Origin of the sequence: Paenibacillus sp. FSL M7-0896 (assembly GCF_037975415.1) — a bacterium.
Classification (GTDB): Bacteria; Bacillota; Bacilli; order Paenibacillales; family Paenibacillaceae; genus Paenibacillus_AQ; species Paenibacillus_AQ silagei.
Genome location: NZ_CP150250.1, coordinates 4817370 through 4836610 on the forward strand (window position 1 = coordinate 4817370; position 19241 = coordinate 4836610).

The window sequence follows — 19241 nt, forward strand, 5'->3', positions numbered from 1 at the left end:
TCCAGATTTGCTGATTAGAACCGCTGTTCGCGGTAGAAATCCGGAAACAAAGGCGGACGCTAACACTCCTACAGTTCCAAAATCTCCTCCGTCGCTCCCTCCTTTATCTGAAGATTTATAGTCCAACCTATATTTCACATTAGCAAAGAACACCCGTGCGGGGAAATAGCACGGGTGTTCTTTGCTGCGCTAGAAGGGTAGTTAGTAGCTCATCAGATCTAAACATGTGAAAAATACTATAACTAACGGCTTGCTGAGGGGTTACCTCACCCCGAATCAGGTGCAAGGGGAAGTCTTAATTGTAATTCGTACAACTAAATCGTCCGATGTGCCGCCAAATCTCCGTTTAGATGTAGTTCGTACAATTAAAATGCCCCTATATCTGGATTTTCGCCCATCCGGGCAAATTTAGTTGTACAGACTACAATTAGAAGAGAATGTCCATCCGTTTCACAGTTTTTAGTTGCACAGAATACACTTATCCCTGTTTTTTTGCTATGAACATAGCTTCACTCCTTACTGCACTTATGGAATAAATCACTTGTTTAATTCTGATGGTCTACTAGCTATGCAGCTCGTGGTAAGTTTTGTTAATCATTTCGGTGTATATGGAAGGCGGGTATTCCTTCACCTGATCGTAGGCGTATTGGGACAACCGCAGTGCTTCCTCCTTCATGCCCCGGCGCATACAGATCTGTGCGCGGTAAGCATAAGCTGTCAGCAGGTTGGCGCGGTCAAGCGGGTGGTAGACCTGATCACCCGGCTCGGCCTTGGACAGGCTGATCAGCGCTTCATCGTCCTGGCCGAGATGATACCTGGCGATGCCGGACATGAGCTGGACGCTGGATGCGTAATGCTCATCCTCCTGCGGATACTGCTCCGCCAGCGCAAGAACCTTGCTGTACTCTCCCTTAGCTACCGCAAGTCTGATCTCTCCGATCACCACCAGCTTCAGTGAATCCTCAGATTCGGTGAATTCTGCGAATGCTCTGGCCTTCTTCATGGCCTCCTCTGCCGCCAAGGTCTCTCCTTCGGTCAGCGCCAGGATACCGAGCACCCGGTACAGATGATCCGTCATATAGTAGATTCCCTCTTCCCGTGAAACCTGCAGCGCCGCCAATGCAGCTTCACGGCTTCCCGCATAATCCCCCAGGGCAGACAGACTAATACTCTCAGCATAATGAAGATCGATTTCAAAGATAAAATCATTCCCCACCTTGTTATCCTCATACTCCTTGCGGACCCGGCGGATCAGCTCCAGCCCGTCCGCGTATCTGTTCTGTGCGAAATTCAGGGCATAGGAAATATACTGCACCTTCGCCCGTTCCACGAATAAGCCGAAGCGTTCATAGATCAGCGCTGCCCGCGCAAGCTCCGCTTCCCCGCCTCCGGCACCTGTATAGAAAAGGGAGCTTACATAGAACTCCAGCAGACGCGCAGCATCAATCGTCATCGGAAGCGTACGCTCCGTGAGCGGCTGAAGCCGCTGGATGACCTCCCTGTAATTCTTCGCCTTGAACTCAGCCTCCATCTCCCGGACAAGCGGAGCAAGCTCCGCCTCCTCCTCGCCTTCGAGGAAGTAGCCCGGATCAACTCCCAGCCTGCCGGCCAGAACCTGCAAGCTGTTCATCGAGGGCAAGGCGCGTCCATTCTCGATTTGACTCAGCATGCTCTTGGTCATATGGTCTCCGGCAAGGTCCGTCTGCGTAAGCCCCTTAGCCTTGCGCAATTGCTTGACTTTCTCTCCGATGGTTTGTTTGGTGGTCATCTGCTTGCCAACTTTCCAGGTAGCTTTTCTTTTCAGTATAGCTTACCTATACCCTAAGAGAAAGCTGGAAATACGCTAAAGTTAAATTATATTAAACTTTTTGTTGTATTCTTCAACTTTTACTCATATAATAAGTTTAATTAAACTTAACTTTTTTGATCAAAGGGAGTGCTATTATGTCTCAAATAACATCCGCAGCCCATGATAAGGCAGCGACTAACCGTAACATATTTCTCTTCTTCAGCAGCAAGCTGGTCTCTGTTCTCGGCTCCAGTATGTACACCTTCGTAGCTGGTCTGTTCATTCTGAATGAGACTGGGTCAGGGAGCAGCTTCGCCGTTACACTGCTGTGCGGGCTGCTGCCCGGTATCCTGCTGGCCCCCTTCGCCGGTGTGCTCGCCGACAGAGTTAACCGCCGCAGGCTGCTGATCGGCTCGGACCTGGCCAGTGCCCTGATTATGTCCCTGGCCTTTCTATTCGTCTCGCTGGAGGGAATGTCCCTATGGACTATCTATCTGTCGCTCATTCTATTATCTATCTGCTCTACCTTCTATAGTATCTCAGTCTCCTCCTCGATGATGATGCTTGTAGACAGCGGCTCCGTCCAGCGGGCCGGATCACTGAATCAGATTGCCGGATCGGCTGGGCACCTGCTGGCTCCGATTCTCGCCGGTCTTCTGTATGCCTTCCTTCCCCTTCAGGATTTCATGCTGCTGAACGCGGCAGGCTTCACCGTTTCGACCGTGATGGGCTGCATGCTGAGATACAAGCCGATTCCACGGCTTCATGCTGCCCTTGAACCTGCCGAAGCCGCTGGCCCCCAGCCGCTCCGCGAACGTCTGGGCACTGCTGTTAACGGGGTACGCACGAATCTGAAGGAAGGCTTCGCTTATGTGATCCGCCGTCCGGTCCTCCGCTCCCTGATGGGGATTGTGTTCTGGATTAATTTCTTCGTCGTCGCCCTGAATGTTGTGCTGCCCTACGTTGCAGTACAGACACTCGGACTCTCCTCGAAGCAATATGGAGTCCTCGAAGCGATGCTGGCGGCAGGCGTACTGCTGATGTCGCTGCTGCTTGCTATACTTCCCCAGAGCAAGAGTCCGGTGAGGCCGATCCTCGGAGGCTTAAGCGCGCTGGGAGTGTTATTCCTCACTGGCGGTTCCGCTGCTGCTGCATTTCACTCCGAAGGCCACCTTCCTTCTCTTCCTGCCGCTGCTCCTGCTTGTCGGTATCATGATTATGGTCATCAATATTCCGATCCAGGTATATCTGCAGCAGACCACCGAGGAGGAGTATCGTGGACGCGTATTCGGGCTGGTGGAGGGCATCGCCGGTTCCATCGCTCCGCTCGGAATGCTGCTCTATGGAGTCCTCCTCGACCGGATTCCCGGCTCGTTCATTCTGCTCGTCTCCGGTGCAGCTATTCTGGCGGTCACGCTGGCCGGACAGAGAGGTCTTGTCCGCAGCAGTGCCGCTGATCAACAGGCCGCTCAGGGGAAGACAGAGCAGGCGGGGGCCTGAATGTCTGAATTGACCATAGCTGGCAAGCTGTCCAATTGATACGCTTAACGCAGCAGAATCTAATCAAGGAGGCGGAACGTTATATGTACGCGCACCACAGGCAGACGCTGGAGAAGCTGGCGGAGAAGCTGGAGCAAGACCCTGCTTGTCTGGCGGCAATCACCAGCGGATCTGTAGCCAAGGGAACCGCCAGCGAGTCCTCGGATGTGGATGTTCATCTGGTCTTCACCGATGAAGCCTATGCGGAATATGAGCAGAACGGCAGGCTCTCCTACGTGGACCGGGAAGTCAGCACCTATGAAGGCGGATATGCCGATATCAAGGTGATCAACCGCCGGTTTCTGGAGCTTGCCGCCCGGCGCGGCAATGAGCCGACGAGGTATGCTTTTACCGGTGCAGAGGTATTATTCTCCAGAATCCCGGAGCTGAATGAGCTCGTGGCCCGGATTCCCGTCTATCCCGAGGAGAACCGCGAGCGTAATTTGCGGGAATTCTGCGCCCAGATCTACCTGTACGGGCTGTATTTCGCCAAGGAAGCGGGCCAAAAAAATGACGCCTACCTGCTCGCTCATACGGCGGTCCAACTGGTGTTTTTTAGCGGACGGATGATTCTGGCGTATAACCGCCTGCTTTTTCCAAGCCCTAAAGGTCTGCTGGATGCTGTCGATGCTGCGGAAGCCCAGCCGAAGAATTTCCGTACACTGGCAACAGAGCTGCTGCAATCGCCCAGTGCACATAAGAGTGTGCGCTTCGCCGCGAAGATGCTGACTTTCTATAATCATGGCTTGTCCTTCGAGCAGGCACTCGGGATCTATGTGCTGAACAACGAGCGTGCCTGGATGGAGCAGCCTCCTTCCTTACAGGACCGCTAGTGTAGACAGACATTCATATTCGGCATACTTACTGGAACCTCCAGCGGAATAGTGGAACAGCAAAAAGCGTCCCCCACAAAGGGAGTCGCTGTTTGCTGTTGCTGGAAGCAGCTGCTGTCAATGGTCTCACTCTGCTAGCACAATCGCTATAGTGGAAGCACCTCAGAGACCCGGCGCCGCTGTGCCTCAGCCATGATCCGGGCTTGCAGCTGCACCCGTTCCCAGGTAGCACTCAGGCCCTCGGCCTGCTGCCCGCTCATGATCGCTGCAAAAGCCTCCAGCTGGCCCACATAATAGTTCAGCGGTTCGAATTCGCATAGGGTGGTACGGTTGTCCGGCAGATCATGCCGGATTTTGAGCTTATAGAACCCCTTGATCGGCCGGAAGAAATCGGGGACCGTCAGCACGGTATGGTCGAAATACAGGATATGCGAGGCCCGGAATGGCAGCTCAAAGGAAGTGAGACACTCGGCCCTCAGCCCGTTCTTGTATTGCAACGCCGCCTGAAAGGTCCAATCGCAGCCATCCGGCCCGTCAAAGGCCGACTGCGCCAGGATCTCCTCCGGCTGTAGACCAGCAAGGGTCTGCACGAACTGCAACCAATAGCAGCCAAGATCGGCAAAAGCACCTCCGCCCTTCCCCCTGACACTCCGGTAATTGCCGGCATGCCTGTTCTTGGCAGGAACGGAGATTCGGGTGCTGATCCTGCGCAGCGCGCCGAATTCGCCCGAATCGACGATGCCCTTCAGCGCCTGCTGCCAGGGGTGACAGGCAATCATCAGCCCCTCGGTGAGCTTCGGGGCTGCAGGGTTGTCCTTCGCCAGCCTTAACTGTTCCGCTTCTTCAGGATGGAGACAGATCGGCTTTTCCACCAAGACATGCTTGCCCGCATTCAAGGCCCGGATCGCCCACTGCGTATGAAGCTCATTGCTGAGCGCAATATATACTCCATCCAGATCGTCCAGCTCCAGCAACTCGTCCAGACTAGCCGCCACATAGGGAATTTGGTACGCCTCGGCCATAGCCTCCGCTTTCGCCAAGGTACGGTTGGCAATCGCATTGATCTTCACCTTGTCCACTATCCGTGCCGGCTCCAGCATCGCTGGAACCGCAATACTCGAGGCGCCCAGAATGCCGAGCTTATAGCTTGGCTCCTCTACCACACTGCTCATATCTGAGCCAGCGCAGCATAGGTGTTGAGGTACAGCACATTACATTTGGAGCAGGCCGGGGACAGGCCTTCGTCCAGAATCCGCCGCAGCCGGTCATAGCGCGCTGAATTCCATATTTCGGTGAGCGAGTATTCATTCACATTGCCAATCGCCAGCTCGCCAAAAAATTTACAGGCACTCACCATCCCGTTCGGGGCAATATCCACCCGGGTGCTGAGTGCCAGACATTTGGAGGTACTGCGGGATGCCATCGGCTTCCCGGCCACGAAATCCTCAATCTCATCAAAATCGAGACCCGGCTGGTAGCGGATTCGGGTATTGTGCCAGGTATTGCTGTTAATCCGCCGCAGATCTTCGGTCAGCCTGGTGATATTCTCCGGCTTGATATGGTATTTGAACGCATGCCAGCTGCTCCGGTGATCCGGCGGAAGCTCGGCCAGCCACTGGAAGTGTTCATTGTAGAAGCGGTCCATCGCAAAACTGGTGTCTTCCGAGATATACCATGGGAAGCAGAGCAGGACCAGATCGACGCCTTTTTGCTCAAAAAACTCCACCAGCTCATATAATCTCCCGATCATATTGTCGTTGATCACATTATGCACTGAGATCCGGCCGCGGAAGCGGCCCTGCTCGCGCAGCTCCAGCAAACGGTCAACGGCGTCGATGACCTTCTGGAACGAATTTTTGCCGCGCAGGAAATCATGCTCCTCCTGGAACCCCTCGATCGGGATCAGCAGCTCCAGATTGTCCGAGATTGCACACAGTTCCTCCTCGAACTTAGGGATCATGTAGGCATTGGTACAGATCGTAGTATCGCGGGGATGCTCCTTAAGAAGGTCCAGAATCTCCTTGGCCTGCCGGTGAAACAGCGGCTCGCCTCCCCATAAATACAGGCGGGACTGCGCTTCATCCGTCTCCTCCAGCAGCCTCTGGATCATTCCCAGATCCATATCCAGATTCTGCTCAGCGGTATCCATATCATGATGGTAGCCGGATTCATTCCATTGATAGCAATGCTTGCAGCGCAGATTGCAGCGGTTGGTCAGCTTGAGGGACATAATCTCTGGCATCACTGTCTTGAAGCCGGGATCATGCTTGCGTTCCCTGTGCGGAACCACCACATTCTTGATCGTACGTTTCAATGCCTCGAAGGACTGCTCGTCCAGGCTCACTCTGCTGGTTGGTTGCATTAGCTTCTCCCTCCTGCTGTGGATAATTGTTCGGCATAGCTTGCCGCATAGTCCGGGTATTGACCTCTAGCGGCTCTGAGATTATTCGCCAGCTTGCGAAGTACATCATCATCATATCCTGACTCGGCCCACTCCCCGTAAGTAATACCGTAACCAAGCCCGACCCACAGATCACTGTTGATCTTCTCATGCGGGCCGAAGGGGTCGAGCAGCACCAGCGGTGTGCCCGAAGCCAGGGAATCTATCAAAGCGCCGCCGCCCGGCTTGCTGATGACTGCGGACGCCTGCCGGATGACTCCGTACATCCCTTCCCCGTAGCTCTGACAGGGCGGGAAACGCTCTGTCCGGTTACCGGTTACCTCTGCAAACGGCGGGAAGGTATACTGCCCGCTGTCATCCTTCGTCCAGGTCCGCCACTGCGGATCATTCATATAATAACGTCTGCCGCGGACAGGCCCGCCGATCTCCTCAATGCTGTAAGCGGCAATATCCAGCTCGTACCCCGCCGACTCCAGCGCGTCAAATTTCTCGCGGAAGGTTCCGATTCCCCAGCCGCCCCCATGAACGACCAGCCGCCCGTTCCTCGCCGCAGCAGGCAGTGCTTTCCCAGATCCGGCATCGATGCTGCACAGAATCTCCTGCATCCCGGGATCATACATACTTACTTCATGGTAGCCTTCCGCGTAAGCCGGATTCAGCTTGCGCAGATTCTTCCACGATGGCGACAGGTCAGCGTCAATATACAGCAGGTCAGCATACACGCTTACCCCCGCCAGCTCACGGTACTGGTCCATAACATGCACCCAATGCCCGGACAAGACGATGAAGTGCTGCCGTTCCTCCTGCTTCCATTGCTGCAGCAAATGCTCAACGGCTGCGGGATCAAGGCTGTTTCTTATATCGGACGGTATTTTCTGTGAGGTCAGGGCGACAGCAAAGCTCTGCTGGTATGCCCTGCGGCTGTTGTCTGTCTGCTCCTTTTTGTGGTCAGGCATTAAGGCCTCAAACACTTCAACCTCTGCCTGAAGGCCCATCGCTGTGAACTTCCGTTCCAGCAGCAGACCAGGGACATAGAAGCCCAGGCCAAAGCCTGAGCATAGAATCGTCACGGTGTTATTCATTGGGGGGTTCCTTTCTTTATCGCAGGATAGTATAGCCTGTGCGCATGAGAGACTCATCCAGCGTACGGATGAGGCTCTGCTTGCTGTCTTCACTCCGGTAAGTCAAGGCTGCATACAGCTTGCCCTTCGTGGAACCGGCAGCACGGGAAGGGTCCAGCGGCTGGAGCGCGCTAGAGGTCAAGGGCATCACACCTTCACCTGCCCGCAGCGAGAATAAAATCCCCGTCTCCTCCATCCGCTCCAGCAGCTCCTCATAATGAACCTTGCCCATAGCCGCCAGCGGTACCTGTATCAGGCATGTGTGCATACCTTCCTGCTTGAACCGGCGGTCTACATGATGCTTGATCAGACTCATCGACTTGCGGGCATTGATCTCTACCAGAGGCGCCAGGCTTCCGTCACGCAGCAGCATGGAATCAACACACACCTCACCGTAATATCCGTCAGCGTGCAGCTCCCGGCCTATGCTGTGCATGGTCTCCCAGTAGCCTTCCTTGTCCAGCTTGTCCAGCAGAGACGGCTGCGGGGAGCGGGATTCTCCGAAGGCGAAGCCCTGGTTCACCAGCTGCTGGGCAGACAAAAGGGTGACCCGGCCTTCCGGATCAATCTGAAACTGGCAGGAGAAGTCTGTCTCCCGGTCCAGCAGAGGCTCAAGGACAAACCGGATTCTTTTCCCCTGATTGCGGCTCGATTCCAGATGCCCGGCCATCCGGCGCAGCATACGCTCTGAATCCACCAGCTGATTCCCTTTACCGGATACCCCATACTCATCCTTGATCAGAAAAGCTCCCTTCTCCAGCAGTGCTTGTCCCGATTGCAGCAGCTCCTCCAGACTATCGACCACTAACGCAATATTCGGCAGCCCCAGCCGGTCACGCATCGCTGTAGAATAGCTCTTGGTATTCACCGCCCGTACAATCTCTTCATCAGGCAACGTAGGCAAAAGCTTGTACCGGCTAACCGCCTCCTGTGTCCCGGGAAGCACGGCGAAGGGCTCCAGCAGCGCTCCTTCCGGTATTAAGCGGTCCGGTTCCTGCCCGGCGTCCATCCGGCCCAGCAATTCAAATATATTCAGCGCCGCCTGTGCGGGAACAGACTCCACTGTCTCCAGGCGGAGCGCATCCATATTGGTGCTGAAAGCATAACCGAGCGATTGAAGATAGTCATATTGTGCCCGGTTCATCCCCTGGCGGGTTAAGAGCACATCGCCGCTCCCGCAAAAGACAAACAGCATTTCATCCATCGCCTGCACGATAGCCAGCGCCTTCGCATCGGGAATGGCCGGCAAGGAGGCCAGATCCTCCTCCCGCCAGTACCGCTCCGACTCCAGGCTGCCGCAGTGCACAGCATTCCTCATCATACGGCAAGCCCGGCGACATAAGCGGAGAACCGGTCCACTGATTTCAGATGCTCCAGATCAAAGGTGTCGAAATCTACCTCTATATTGAATTCATCCTCGATTCTCAGAATAAAATTAATGATCTGCAGGGAGTCAAGTGCGGCGTCCAGGGTCAGGTCAGAAGCTCCGCTGAGCGTCTGAAGCAAACCTGGTTCCTCCTTGATTTCGGCAATAATCTCAATGACTTTTTGCTGCATGTGTCTACCCCTTTCAGGTTGCGGAATTGGAATGAATAGCATGAATATACCAAATTTTAAGTTGTTAATATATGGTTGAATGCGCCAAAATATTGAGATATACTAGGGTGGATTCCAGTCATCCAACATAAGGAAGCAGGAAACGGAGGTTTGTTTATGGAAGCTTTTCCGGTATTTACGGGGGATTATTTATTCGACTCCTCTTCACCCGTACAAATGCTCCTGACTCAAAATACGGTCACTTCCGTACGTCATCAGCACGATTTCGTAGAGCTGGCCTACGTGGTTCAAGGGACAGGCATTCATCTGGCAGGTGAGGATAAAATGCAGGTGGTGCAGGGGGATGTTCTAGTGATTCCGCCGGGGATATCCCATGTCTTTCATCCGCAGGATCTGAGCGGTACCGAGCCGCTGCTGATCCTGAATTGTATGCTCAGGCCCGGGCTAGACAGTGTGCTCAGAGAGCTGCCGGGTCCCTTATCCGAAGAGGTCCTCTTGCCGCTGCTTAAGCTTCTGGAGGTGCGGCAATGGTTCGGATACAGGGAGAAGAATAAGGAAATCCTTTTCCTGCTCGGGCGGCTGCAGGGGATGCTGAACTCTGGCCCGCTTATGGATGAGCAGCGGCTATACCCGCCGCTGCTGGAGCTGGCCAAGCTGATTATGCCCGCAGCAGACACTCCCTTCGCCGAACGCCCGGGACCGCAGTATGACCCGCTGCATGATGTCCTCCTATATATGATCAGTAACTATAGTGAGCGGATCACGCTGAATGAGATGAGCCGCCAGCTTGCGGTGAGCTCCCGCCAGTTCCAGCGGCTGCTTAAGAATAAGACCGGCAGGTCCTACATCCAGATCTTCCAGGAGATCCGGATGAAATACAGCTGTATCCTGCTCCTGTTCACGAAGCTTGGCGTCCAGTCCGTGGCCCTTGAGGTCGGCATTTACGACATGAAATACTTCTACCGGCTCTTCCGCCAATTCAGCGGCATGACTCCCGCTTCTTATCGCGACCGGCTGCACAGCCACTTCTGCTCGGCGAAGGAGATGATGAGCAGTGTTGAACATTGCTCCTGTTAAAAGTACCCACTACCCTAAGCTGCGCAGCTGTATTGATGATTGCATCCAGTCTGTAGCACAGTGGCAGGGACTGGACAGCAAAGGCATGTACGGCGATGCCTGGCAGATGTTCCTGGATGAGCCGCAAGCCCCGGACCAGCCTTTGATTGAGCGGATACGGCTGCCCCGGATCAATACCGGCTATCTGTCCGCGTATCATGGCCTTACCTTCAGTTATATAGAACGGACTGAACCGGCAATGGATAGAAGCTATATGCTTGACCTGCTGGAGAATCAGCTGTCCTCAGGCATGCCGGTTCTGGTTGGCTTCGATTCCTATGACTGTCCCTGGTGTGTAGCCTACCGCAGGCTGCATACGAGCCATGCCTGTCTTGCCGTGGGCCTGGACAGGGAGAAGAGTCTGATCTATCTAACGGATGCTTACTATGGTAAGGATCTTGAAGTGATAGATTTCAGCATCCTTGAAGGGGCCTGTCATTTCTATGCCTTATTCGGGCGGTGCGAAGTCTCCCGTTCCTGCTCAGATTGGCAGACGATTCTTCAAGAGGTGCTTACCAGCCCTGCCCAACAGATTCGGCCGGATCAAGTGGGCGTCCAGCTCAGGGCGTATGCCCAGGCCTATCTGGAAATAGGGATACAGCCTGATAACTCACCCGAAGCCAGTTCGGCCTTCAAAATCTATGCCAACGCCTTGCCGATCAGCCGAATCCGGTTCAGCCAATTCCTGCAGCTGCTGGAGCGGGAAGGCCCGGCGCCTGCTCTCTCCCGGGCGGCTGAAGACTACCGTCAGGCAGGCGAGCAGTGGGATCTGATCAATCAGTTCATGATTAAGGGGATGTGCTCGGGCAACAAGCCCGCCGCGCGGGTGAAGCTTCACAGGAATATGTGTGAGATCATCCGCCTGGAAGAACAGCTTCTGGAGGAACTGGTAGATTTGGCTATGACTACGCAGCCTAGCAGATAGCTCCTCTACTATACAAAACAAATAGAGCAGCGGCCCCCAACCGGGAACCGCTGCTCTGCTCTTGTTAACCTAACTATACTGCTACTTGCGCACCGAGAGGACGAATCGCTCCAGCGCGCTTATATCCGTAATGCTCTGATTGCAGCCCTGATTATCCAAACATACGTACTGGCCCACGGAAGCAAAATTATCTGCCGCCGCCAGCTCCGGCTTGGTCTTGACGGTCAGGAAGGCAAGCTCCTGCTGCCGGTTGCAGAACAGGCAGTAGCCCTTCTTATGCATCGGCAGCATCCGGCCTTCCACACCAATGAACTGCCCTTCATGCGGATAGACGATGAACAGCTTGTTCGTGGCGATGTCCGCCCAGGCCAGATACGTGACATAACGGAAATCAAACGACTGCAGGTCAGGCAGCTTCATCTTTTTATTCTTGGGAAACAGCTTCTGAATCTGCTTCAGCGTAATCGGCGGAAACGGCTCCAGATAAGGCTCCAGCCCGCTGGTATACTGCTGGAAGTCCTCGGCCTTCTCGAAGGTGGAGATGGCCCGCAGCATCTGCTCCTGCTCGGCGGTCAGTGAAGCGAAGGCCCCCGTCACGTTGAGCTCGGCGCTGTATCTTACGGTCTCCAGGACACGGCGGTCCGCTACCGAACGCAGTGTTTTCAGCACAAAATCCGCTTGTTTCTTAATATAATTATATTGATGGTTTCTAATAAATGTTGGTTTCACAGCTCTTCAGCCCCTTATTATTATTGATTACAGCAATAAGGTGCAGAGCCTGCGATTAGAAACGATATATCTGTTTGGGCGATCAAGATTGTCCTGCCGCGCCCCACGCAAAGTATCGCCCCGGATCAGGCTCTGCATGAGGACTCCCTAGCTAATGAGCAATTCGTTGCCATCCGTGTAACCCCCTATCAACTAACCTGCCAAAATTATAGCAGGAAATTACGGTCGGAACAATTCCAATTGTTATAGGTGTGCACAGCAGATGCCCTGGGATGACGGCGGATGGTGGAGCCGGTTTTTACTGTTTATTTTATAGCAAAAGGGTATTAAAAGATTCCGCATCCAGCTCCAGCTCGTAATGCGTGCCGTCATTCGAGAGGGTAACCGTCCGCGATTCTTTGAACGGATTGGCAATGACTAGGACCCGTCTGCCCTCCGGCGTCTCGAAGGCGACTGCATTTCCGCTCCATTTGCCCTTGAGGCCGATTCGGCTGGAGCCGGGACCCACGAAATGGGCGAAATGCTTCATGACATAGAACTCGGGATTATGCACTGCCTGAACGCCGCCCGGGTCTACAGTAATCATGGAGTTCTGTTCCCATCCCCACGTACTGCGCCCCTTAGGCAGCAACACCATATTCCAGTAGATATACGCGTTCACACCGTTAGTGAAATAATGCTGATACAGATTAAATACGTATTTGGCATAAAACCAGGTGTTCTCCCCGTCCCCGCATTCGTTCTCCGTCTGCATATAACGCAGTTCAGGATAGGCCTGTACCGTACGCTGGATGCCGTATTTGCCTGCCCACTGGTAGCCGACTCCCTTCACATACTTGTAAGCTTCAGGATCACTTAATACTGTATGGGCATAGGCATCGAAGCTGCTGTCCTTCTTCTTCATCCACTCGTCCCAAGGCTCCGGTGCGTTGATCGTGCCCAGCCAGATCTCCGTAGCAAGTCCATGCTGTTCAAAAGCCGGCCCCAGATAATCCCGGATGAATTCCAGCAGTTGCCCGCCGGTCCATACGCAGGAAGGGAATTTCTGATCGGCCACCACTTCGTTCTGTACATGTACCTGATGAATGGTAATTCCCTCTTCAGCATAAGCCTGGACGAACTTCACAAAGTAGAGCGCATAGGCCTCCAGAATATCCTTCTCCCAGCGCAAGGTGCCGTAATTGTAGACGCGCGGGAATTTCATCCACGTTGGCGGACTCCAGGGGGAGGCGAATAATTTCAGCTCCGGGTTCAGCTTGAGAGCCTCGCGGATATAGGGGATCAGATACTTGCGGTCCCGCTCGATAGAGAAATGCTCCATGGCGTAATCGCCGTCGGTCTCATTCAGGCTGTACCATTCCAGGGCATAGTCGCTGGCCCCGATCGGCAGGCGGCAAATACTGAATCGCTGATCCCCTTCCGGGTGAAAGAGCGAATGCAGCACAGCGCTTCTGTCTTCGTCCGCGAGGAGATTGAGCGCCTCGAACCCCAGCTCATTGAAGCATCCGCCGAACCCTTCGATATTCTGATGCAATTGTCCGGTGAACGCCAGATCCACTGCTTCGGCAGTGGTGGCTTCCAGGGGATGGGATACCCAAGGCTCATTTTCTGTACTCGATATCCATACTTGTCCTGTCACGTCCACGCTTATGCCTCCAATGCTGTAGATGTTTATTATATAAAACACACTTAAGGTTTGGACTGGGAGCTTGGTCGTCACTACGGTGAACATTTGGCCCTCCGGCCGCTGTTGTGTTTGGATTTCCTGATTAGAACCGCTGTTAGCGGTAGAAATTCAAACACAAAGGCGGACGCTATCGCTCCTACAGTTCCAAATTTCCCCTCCGTTCCTTTTCGCTCTTCATTAAGTTCTCCAGTGTTATGTTTATTTAATAATCATTACGCCCCAAGCATCAAGGGTAAGTTCCTCATCCTGTGCCACCGGATTGCCGGACAGCAGTTCCGTTCCGGCTTCGTACGGATATTTGAAGCTGAGCGGCTGGGCTGAGTAGTTGTAGTAGTAACGAATAGTGCGGCCTTGCTGGTTCACACCGGACTTCACGATGAGCGGGAACGACAGCTGCTGGTCTGCTCCCCATAATCCGGCCAGCTGGAGCGTATCGCGCAGGATCTCTGCAAGTGCGGCAGGCCCGGTCATACAACCGATATAGGTGGCTGTTCCTTCGCCGAAGGTATTTCTAGTGACGGCAGCATATTCGCCCCACTGGGGATGATCGTAGCTGGCCAGCACCTCCGCTGAACCGGGAACAATCATCTCCATCCAGGTGCGGACGGTGTGAACGCCTGCTTCGGCTCCCTCAGGGAACAGCTTGCCGGTAAGTCCCGTAACCGCATTCGGTGTGGCAAAATGACTGTAGGCAATCCCGCAGGCCTCATGAATGATCCCGGGTTGTGCGGTATGACGAACCTTCACCTGTTCATCGGTGAACCCGCTCTTGAAGGAATAGACTACATGGCCGCCGCTGCGGACGTAGTCATTCAACTGCTGCAGCGCTTCATCGGAGACGGCGTATAACGCAGGAACCACAACCAGCTCATACTCGCTTAGGCGCGGGCTGCCCGGCTGGATGAAATCGCAGGCGATGTTCATTTTATAGAGCTCATCGTACATCCAGCGGACCACATCATTATAGATCAATCCTCCCGGCAGCTTGAACCATTCGATCGCCGACAGCGCTTCATTGCTGACCATAACGGCCACCTTACTGGTCTTCTTCAGTCCGATCAGCTGGTCGCTTAACCGCTTGAAGTCCGCGCCGATAGTCATAGCTTCCTTATACACCGAGTTAGGCAGGAAGTCATGGCTGAGCAGCCCCTTCCAGTAGGTCTCAAAGGAGTTATGAATCGAATGCCAATGCCAGTAAGCGACCATCGAAGCCCCTGAGCCCAGATGGCTGAATGCCAGCTGCCGCAGCTGTCCTGGATATGGCGTCCACTCCGGGAACGCTTGCGCCTGCGTCTCCAGCACGAAGTAATTATCCTGCTTCAGCGAGCGGATCAGATCTCCCCCGAAGGCAATCTCGGCACCGGTCAGCTGGTCCTGGGACGGATGATAAATATCTGTACCGGCAATGTCAAAAGGCTGCGAAGCCGCAAAGTGGTCTACCGAAGGCTGAACACCGAAGGAATAGCCCCGCCACTCGAAATCGAAGTTATGTGTGGTGAACTGCCCCGGCTGCTTATACTCATTCACAATTCCGACCTGCCACGTCAGGAACTCATTCACCAGTCCCCGCTGGAACCGGGCGAATTCCGCACCCAGACTGCCGTTGATTGTCCCTGTCATGGACGGGAAGTCCTCCCAGCTGTCGATCCGGTTACTCCAATAATCCAGACCGAACTGGTGGTTGATGGCTTCGAGCGTTCCGTAGGTTTCCCTCATGTATTTGACGAAGCTAAGCTGGACGTTCGGTCCGGCTGTCTCATAATGCTTGGTCTCATTATCGATCTGGTAGCCAATCACCGCCGGATGCTTATGTACCACAGCCATTAGCTTGCGGATGATCCGCTCCGCGTAGAACAGATACGCCGGACTGGTGATATCCATAATCTGTCTGGCACCATATTTGCCTTCCCCGTTCACGGTGACCGCCAGCACCTCCGGGTGCTCCTTGACCATCCAGGCCGGAACCGCATAGGTAGGTGTTCCTACAATGACATGAATTCCGGCCTCATGCATCGCATCCAGCACTCTACGTACAGAGGAGAAGTCGAATACCCCGTTCTGCGGCTCATGTGTGCTCCAGGTGGATTCGGCAATCCGGACGGTATTAATGCCCGCATCCTTCATCATTTGGATGTCCTGCGCAAGACGGTCATAAGGCATGTATTCATCATAATAAGCAACGCCGTATAACAAGTGATCCATTATAATCCTCCTAAGAGTTTTGATAGCATACACATCCTGAATCTCTTCGCAAAACTGGCTCGGAAGCATTCGCTTAGAGTTTTGATAGCATACGCTTAGAGTTTGGTCCGCTTTAAGATCAGCCTTTTACCGCGCCCGCAGTAACGCCCTTGGTAATCTGTTCGTTGAAGATAGCGTAGATGACAATAGCCGGGATCGAGGTCAGCACCATGACCGCAAATTGTGAGCCATAGTCTGAGGAATACTGGCCGGCGAAGTTCATGACCGAGAAGGGCAGCGTCTTCAGCGCATCTTTACTGAGGAAGGTCGAGGCCATAATGAATTCATTCCAGCAGTTCAGGAACGTTGTAACGATGACCGTAACCAGTGCAGGCGCGGTAAGCGGTGCAATGATCTGGAAGACAATCCGGTAAATATTCGCGCCGTCTACCACGGCGGACTCTTCCATTGCTCTAGGAATGCTACGCATGAAGCCGGTCAGGATAAAGGTTCCCAGCGGTACAGACACTGCGGTGTATGGCAGGATCAGCCCGAGATAGGAATTCGTCAAGCCCAGCGCCTTGAAGATGGCAAAGTTAGGCAACAGGGTCGCATGAATCGGAATCATAATCCCCAGCAGGATAATGGTGAAGAAGACTGAGCGCAGCTTCCACTGCATCCGGGTAAAGGCATAGCCGAGCGTAAGGGACAGAATCACCGTTAACAGAATGGTTACGGAGGTAACGAAGGCGCTGTTAATGAAGTAGCGCAGGAATTTGCCGTCCACCCAGGCATTGATATAGTTCTGCCACTGGGGGTCACTCGGCCATTTCAGGACGCTGGAGGAGTAGAATTCATTGCTGCTGAGGAATGAGAAATCTACCAGCCAGATGAGCGGGAACAGCTGAACCAGGGCGACGATCAGGAAGAACACCCATAGTATGGTTTTTGTGCTTTTTGTCATGGTGAGTCCTCCTTAGAATTCCGTCGCATCACTGCGGGTCAGTTTGTTACTGAGATAGGTGGCAAGCAGGCAGACAATAATAAACAGAATCGAGATGGCGTTGGCATAACCGTATTGGCTTGCCGAGAACGCCTTGTTATAGAGATACACGGCCAGGAATTGGGTGGAATCGCCGGGACCGCCGTTAGTGGTCAGGAACACGGTCTCCATCTGTTTCAAGGCGGTAATCATAGCCAAAGTAATCTGCACCGTAATAACCGGTGACAGCAGCGGAACGGTAATCCGCCAGTGCAATCGGAAGCCGGAGGCTCCGTCCAGTGAAGCGGCTTCATACATATCATCGGGAATGCCTTTGAGTCCTGCATAATAGAACAGCAATCCCCAGCCGAAGCCGGCCCAGATCAGGATGAATAACATGGAGACGAGCGCAGTGCTGCTGTCCCCCAGCCAAGCGTGCTTAAGGAAGCCGAGTCCCAGGGAATCCAGCATTTTGTTGAAGGCGCCGAAGGTCGGGTCAAGCAGGGATAACCACATTTTTGAAATAACGACTACAGAAATGACACATGGGATGAAGAAAATCGTTCTGAACCACTTCTCTGCCTTACCGCCCAGGCGGTCCAGCATAATGGCAAAAAAGATGGCAATCGGATGTTGGATCAGGATAAAGCCCAAACCGAGCAGTACGGCATTTCTAAGTGCCAGCCAGAACCTGGAATCGTGAAACAGCAGCTCTGTATAGTTGGCGAATCCGATGAATGCCGAGGGTGTTCCCGGAGACAAAGTGTCTCTGAACGAGTAATATGCGCTGAGCACAATTGGCACAAGAAAGGTCAGGGCGAACAGGAGAATCCCCGGAAAGACGAACAGAAAGATTGCCATTTTGTTGTTAAATACTTTTTGCATGGAACTCCAACTCCATCCTTAAGATTAGAGAGGGGCAAGAATGCTTCCCGCCCCGTCTCCTTTCATTCTCTATAGTGGTGATCTGTTATTGTGTTTCCGCAGCCTTTTGAAGATCGGCCAGCAGCTGTTCAGGTGTTGACCCGCCAGCGAAGAACTTGCCGAAGGCATTCTGTGCATCATCCTTGAACTTAGGTGTACCGGAGTCAAGGGCGATAGAACCCGCTGTGCTGGTAGCCCCGGTCAGAACTTCAGTCAGTTGCTTCTGCAGCTCGCTCTCTTTGCCGGTAAGCTCATATTTCTGTGCCGGTACAGCCGCTCCGGTATCCCATACAATCTTGGCCCATTGATCGGCAGACATCATATAATCGAAGAACTTCTTGGCTTCTTCAGGATGCTTCGAGCTGCTCACCAGTGAATATCCTCCGCCATTCCAGGCCAAAAGATCGGTGTCCTTGCCTTTGCCGCCTTCGACAACCGGGAATTTCAGTACATTCACATTGTTGCGGAAGTCTTCCGGCAGCTTGTCATTCGTTGCCATCCCTGCTTCCCAGGAGCCCATATACCACATAGCAGCCCGGCCTTGCGTGAACAGGTTCTGGGAAGCGCCGTAGTCCGCTGTCATGAACGATTCCTGGAACAGCTTGGTGTCTCTGGCCTGGGCCAGCAGCTCAGCAGCTTTGGTGAAATTCTCATCGCCAGTGAAATTCTTCTTCTTCGCTACCGCATCCAGCATCAGGTTCTGATCGCCGGTGAGGCGTACGACAAGATCCTGGAAGAAGGCCGCGAAGCTCCACAGGTCCTTACCGTTCATCGACATCGGCTCAATGCCTTTGGCGCGGAACTGCTTGCCCGCTTCCAGCAGCTCGGCATAGGTGGTAGGAATCTTGATGCCGTTGTCATCGAACAGCTTTTTGTTATAATAGATCACTTCATAGTCACTGTTGCGGGGCAAGCCGTAGAGCTTGTCGTTAAAGGTGAATGATTTGTAGACGCCCGGCAGGAATTTGTAGGTGTCCCCTTCGTATTCTGCAGGGTTCAGCTCTTTCACATAGCCGGCTTGTACCAGCGTATTCAGCTCTGCTCCGCCGTGAACCATGGTCACATCCAGCGCTTCGTTGGAGGCCATGTACGCCTTCAGCTTGTTTTTGAACGGCTCCTCGGCGAGGGTCTCGATATCGATCTTGACATTGGGGTTCGCTTTGATATAGTTGTCGATTACCATTTGCTCTGCCAGCCCCTGGCCGGATTTACGGTCGGGAAGGTTCGAGAACAGACGCAGCGTTACTTCCTTGTCCGCAGAGCCGGTTGTACCGCCGTTCGTGCTGCTGCCTGCATTATTGTTCTTGTCATTGCCGCCTCCGCATGCGCTAAGCACCGAGACTGCCGCAAGGGCCGTAACCAGCAGTATATTACGTGTGGATTTTGAATTCATAACCATGTCATTTCCCCCTAATTGTTATTGATCGTGGGTTGCTTTCTTTGTTTCTGAACACATC

The 19241-nt window shown here is 53.7% G+C and carries 16 protein-coding genes; 4 read left to right on the forward strand and 12 right to left on the reverse strand.

What is annotated here, in order from left to right:
• Nucleotides 1–562: 562 nt before the first annotated feature.
• A complete protein-coding gene (locus MKY12_RS20905; RefSeq protein WP_339249734.1) occupies nucleotides 563–1768 on the reverse strand; it encodes a helix-turn-helix transcriptional regulator in 1206 nt (401 codons plus the stop codon).
• 176 nt (nucleotides 1769–1944) lie between these two features.
• On the opposite strand from MKY12_RS20905, the gene MKY12_RS20910 reads away from it, so the two are divergent.
• Nucleotides 1945–3246, forward strand: a complete 1302-nt coding sequence (locus MKY12_RS20910) for an MFS transporter (protein ID WP_339310607.1) — start codon at nucleotides 1945–1947, stop codon at nucleotides 3244–3246.
• A 126-nt stretch (nucleotides 3247–3372) separates the two neighbouring features.
• Nucleotides 3373–4161, forward strand: coding sequence for a nucleotidyltransferase domain-containing protein (locus MKY12_RS20915; protein WP_339249739.1), 789 nt, complete (start codon nucleotides 3373–3375; stop codon nucleotides 4159–4161).
• A gap of 146 nt (nucleotides 4162–4307) precedes the next feature.
• On the opposite strand, the gene MKY12_RS20920 is transcribed toward MKY12_RS20915, so the two are convergent.
• From MKY12_RS20920 to MKY12_RS20940, 5 genes are read right to left on the reverse strand one after another with little or no spacing between them, the layout of a single operon-like run.
• Entirely contained in the window at nucleotides 4308–5333 is a 1026-nt protein-coding gene (locus MKY12_RS20920; RefSeq protein ID WP_339249741.1) for a Gfo/Idh/MocA family oxidoreductase, read from the reverse strand.
• Nucleotides 5330–6523 (reverse strand): radical SAM protein, encoded by a 1194-nt coding sequence (locus MKY12_RS20925; RefSeq protein WP_339249743.1) that lies wholly within the window; start codon nucleotides 6521–6523, stop codon nucleotides 5330–5332. Before MKY12_RS20925 ends, MKY12_RS20920 begins: the two co-directional genes overlap by 4 nt.
• Nucleotides 6523–7644 carry a UDP-glucuronosyltransferase gene (locus MKY12_RS20930; protein ID WP_339249745.1) on the reverse strand — a complete coding sequence of 374 codons (1122 nt, stop codon included), beginning with the start codon at nucleotides 7642–7644 and terminating at the stop codon, nucleotides 6523–6525. Before MKY12_RS20930 ends, MKY12_RS20925 begins: the two co-directional genes overlap by 1 nt.
• Before the next feature lie 16 nt (nucleotides 7645–7660).
• Nucleotides 7661–9004, reverse strand: coding sequence for a hypothetical protein (locus MKY12_RS20935; protein ID WP_339249747.1), 1344 nt, complete (start codon nucleotides 9002–9004; stop codon nucleotides 7661–7663).
• Nucleotides 9001–9240, reverse strand: coding sequence for an acyl carrier protein (locus tag MKY12_RS20940; RefSeq protein WP_339249749.1), 240 nt, complete (start codon nucleotides 9238–9240; stop codon nucleotides 9001–9003). The genes MKY12_RS20935 and MKY12_RS20940 overlap by 4 nt, the downstream gene beginning before the upstream one ends.
• 156 nt (nucleotides 9241–9396) lie before the next feature.
• Here MKY12_RS20940 and MKY12_RS20945 point away from each other — a divergent pair, with 156 nt between their 5' ends.
• Nucleotides 9397–10317 carry an AraC family transcriptional regulator gene (locus MKY12_RS20945; protein WP_339249751.1) on the forward strand — a complete coding sequence of 307 codons (921 nt, stop codon included), beginning with the start codon at nucleotides 9397–9399 and terminating at the stop codon, nucleotides 10315–10317.
• Nucleotides 10295–11281, forward strand: a complete 987-nt coding sequence (locus MKY12_RS20950) for a hypothetical protein (protein WP_339249753.1) — start codon at nucleotides 10295–10297, stop codon at nucleotides 11279–11281. Before MKY12_RS20945 ends, MKY12_RS20950 begins: the two co-directional genes overlap by 23 nt.
• A gap of 81 nt (nucleotides 11282–11362) precedes the next feature.
• Here MKY12_RS20950 and MKY12_RS20955 read toward each other — a convergent pair whose 3' ends face one another.
• The 6 genes from MKY12_RS20955 to MKY12_RS20980 all read right to left on the reverse strand — a co-directional run bounded on the left by MKY12_RS20955 (nucleotide 11363) and on the right by MKY12_RS20980 (nucleotide 19183).
• Entirely contained in the window at nucleotides 11363–12010 is a 648-nt protein-coding gene (locus MKY12_RS20955; protein WP_036731637.1) for an elongation factor G-binding protein, read from the reverse strand.
• A gap of 310 nt (nucleotides 12011–12320) precedes the next feature.
• Nucleotides 12321–13592, reverse strand: coding sequence for a glycoside hydrolase family 30 protein (locus MKY12_RS20960; RefSeq protein WP_339314930.1), 1272 nt, complete (start codon nucleotides 13590–13592; stop codon nucleotides 12321–12323).
• Nucleotides 13593–13895: 303 nt separating this feature from the next.
• Nucleotides 13896–15899, reverse strand: a complete 2004-nt coding sequence (locus MKY12_RS20965) for a beta-galactosidase (protein WP_339310609.1) — start codon at nucleotides 15897–15899, stop codon at nucleotides 13896–13898.
• Between the two features lie 118 nt (nucleotides 15900–16017).
• The gene (locus tag MKY12_RS20970; protein ID WP_036731633.1) at nucleotides 16018–16842 is read right to left on the reverse strand and encodes a carbohydrate ABC transporter permease; all 825 of its coding nucleotides are present in this window, start codon (nucleotides 16840–16842) and stop codon (nucleotides 16018–16020) included.
• Nucleotides 16843–16854: 12 nt separating this feature from the next.
• Nucleotides 16855–17745, reverse strand: coding sequence for a sugar ABC transporter permease (locus MKY12_RS20975; RefSeq protein ID WP_036731631.1), 891 nt, complete (start codon nucleotides 17743–17745; stop codon nucleotides 16855–16857).
• 85 nt (nucleotides 17746–17830) lie between these two features.
• Nucleotides 17831–19183 (reverse strand): extracellular solute-binding protein, encoded by a 1353-nt coding sequence (locus tag MKY12_RS20980; RefSeq protein ID WP_209871469.1) that lies wholly within the window; start codon nucleotides 19181–19183, stop codon nucleotides 17831–17833.
• Nucleotides 19184–19241 lie beyond the last annotated feature (58 nt).